This window comes from Acidobacteriota bacterium (assembly GCA_003225175.1).
Lineage (GTDB): Bacteria > Acidobacteriota > Terriglobia > Terriglobales > Acidobacteriaceae > Gp1-AA112.
The window spans coordinates 1-1,879 of the sequence record QIBA01000226.1; the positions used below are offsets into that span (position 1 = coordinate 1).

Sequence of the window (1,879 nt, forward strand, 5' to 3'; positions counted from 1 at the left end):
AGTAGGAAAGGGCACAGGAACTCGTGATTTTTTCGATAGCACATAACTTACCGCAGCGCCGCGCGAATCGGCACTAGGCTCGGGACGAAGGCTTTGCTGTGGCGACAGCCGAATAGGCGGTCATGTTTCATCGAGCAGGCGTTTGACACAAACGCTTCTAAAATCGGATTAGCTTCACTGCTTGGCGTGACATCTCTGGGATTCTGGCGTTTGCTTTAAGGAATTCGGCGCCCACAGACCGCCGTTAGGACAATGAACCAATCCATCGAAGAAAGAATCGACCGGCTGCAGGCCGGAGGGATCATCGATATGCATTTCGATTTACCGATGGATCTTTACGAGAAGCGCGAGCGCCGAGATGTTCTTGGAACAGAATTTTTGCCCGAATTCGAAGCCGGGAATGTTGCCGTTGTCGGCGCGGCGATTTATATCGAGGACCGCTATTTGCCCCAGAACGGGTTGAGCGTCGCGCTCGATCAAGTTGCACGCCTCTATGCAGAAACAGCAGGTTCGGGCCGCTTCGCGATTTGCAAAAATTATCTCGAAATTCAGGCGGCGGCAGAAACGGGCAAGATCGCGTTTCTCATCACGATGGAGGGCGTCGAGCCGTTGCGTACCGATTTAAATCAATTGCGCGTTTTTTACGAACTCGGTGTGCGCTCAATCGGACTTACACACGCGCGAACCAATGCGGCGGGGCACGGCGGAGTTTTCGCGGCGAGCGGCTCGCCGGCTGAGGGTTTGACACTGTTTGGTCGCGAGGTCGTACGTGAATGCGAAGCCCTCGGCGTGATTATTGACCTTGCACACATTAACCCGGGTGGGTTTGAAGAAATCCTCTCGATCACAACCAAGCCGTCCATCGTGTCACACACGAACGTTCGCCGATACTACGACATCGAGCGCAACATTAGCGATGAACAGATCAGGATGCTCGGTGCACAGCGCGGAGTAATCGGTATCAACTCCATCCTCGTGAGCCCGCGAAAAGAAGAAAGCACGCTCGACCACTACGTCGATCATATCGAGCACGTCGCGAATTTGATCGGGATCGACAGCGTCGGGATCGGATTCGATTTTTTTGAGTTCATTTATCGCCAGTGGCCGGAGTCGAGGCAAAAGGAGCTCGCCGCAAAATTTATAACCCCGCACTTCATTCCTGACCTAACGAACCACTTGCATGCCCGCAATTTCACCCGCAGATTGATCGAACGCGGATTCAGCGACGCTGACATCGAAAAGATTCTGCGAGGAAATTGGCTGCGGATTTTTAAAGAGCTGCTTTAGCCAGCACCTCATCGAGCTGGAACAGAGATGTTGTAAGTGATCAACGCACAAATGATCGCCATTCCAATCATCGCAATGATAAATATTGCGTCGGCGACCTTTTCCAGCCGATGCATTCGATGCACCGACCGTGAACGCAGGGCCCAGTAAGAAAGCAGACAGGAAATCAGAAAGAGCAGCGCGTCTCCAGCCAGAAGATCATCTGCCACCGTGTCCGCACGTCCAAGTGTAATGACCACACGAATGAGTCCGATGACGGTCAAACAAACGCCCACCATGGCGGCGGAGACAGTAAAAATATGGATAGAGATATCCTGCTCCAGATGCGTGTTTCGGTCGCGGTCCCCGTTGGTTTCTCCTTCCATGGTGACCAGCTATTAGACCGACCACTAAGCCGACTGTTCAGACAATAACCGCTCTGATAAGAAACTCTCAGGACTTCACCGGAGTCGCATTTGAAATTCACAAGTCTCACACGGCACACAGAGATCGGAGCGAATTCGTACTATCTTGAGATTGGCCGACACCGGCTTCTGCTCGACTGCGGAATGCACCCGAAAAATACCGGCGAGGATGCGCTGCCTAATTTCAA

Annotated in this window: 2 protein-coding genes; one reads left to right on the forward strand and one right to left on the reverse strand. The window is 52.7% G+C overall.

Translation table 11 applies throughout. The annotated features are described in order from the left end of the window. Positions 1 to 252 precede the first annotated feature (252 nt). Complete coding sequence (locus DMG62_24825; GenBank protein ID PYY19244.1) at positions 253 to 1,287, forward strand: membrane dipeptidase; 1,035 nt, start codon at positions 253 to 255, stop codon at positions 1,285 to 1,287. An 8-nt stretch (positions 1,288 to 1,295) separates the two neighbouring features. On the opposite strand, the gene DMG62_24830 is transcribed toward DMG62_24825, so the two are convergent. Then, positions 1,296 to 1,652 carry a hypothetical protein gene (locus DMG62_24830; GenBank protein ID PYY19245.1) on the reverse strand — a complete coding sequence of 119 codons (357 nt, stop codon included), beginning with the start codon at positions 1,650 to 1,652 and terminating at the stop codon, positions 1,296 to 1,298. Between the last annotated feature and the right edge of the window lie 227 nt (positions 1,653 to 1,879).

What these genes read in the sequence shown, in the direction of transcription:
- DMG62_24825 (PYY19244.1), top strand. Translation starts at nt 253, where the DNA reads ATGAACCAATCCATCGAAGAAAGAATCGACCGGCTGCAGGCCGGAGGG.
- DMG62_24830 (PYY19245.1), bottom strand. Translation starts at nt 1,652, where the DNA reads ATGGAAGGAGAAACCAACGGGGACCGCGACCGAAACACGCATCTGGAG.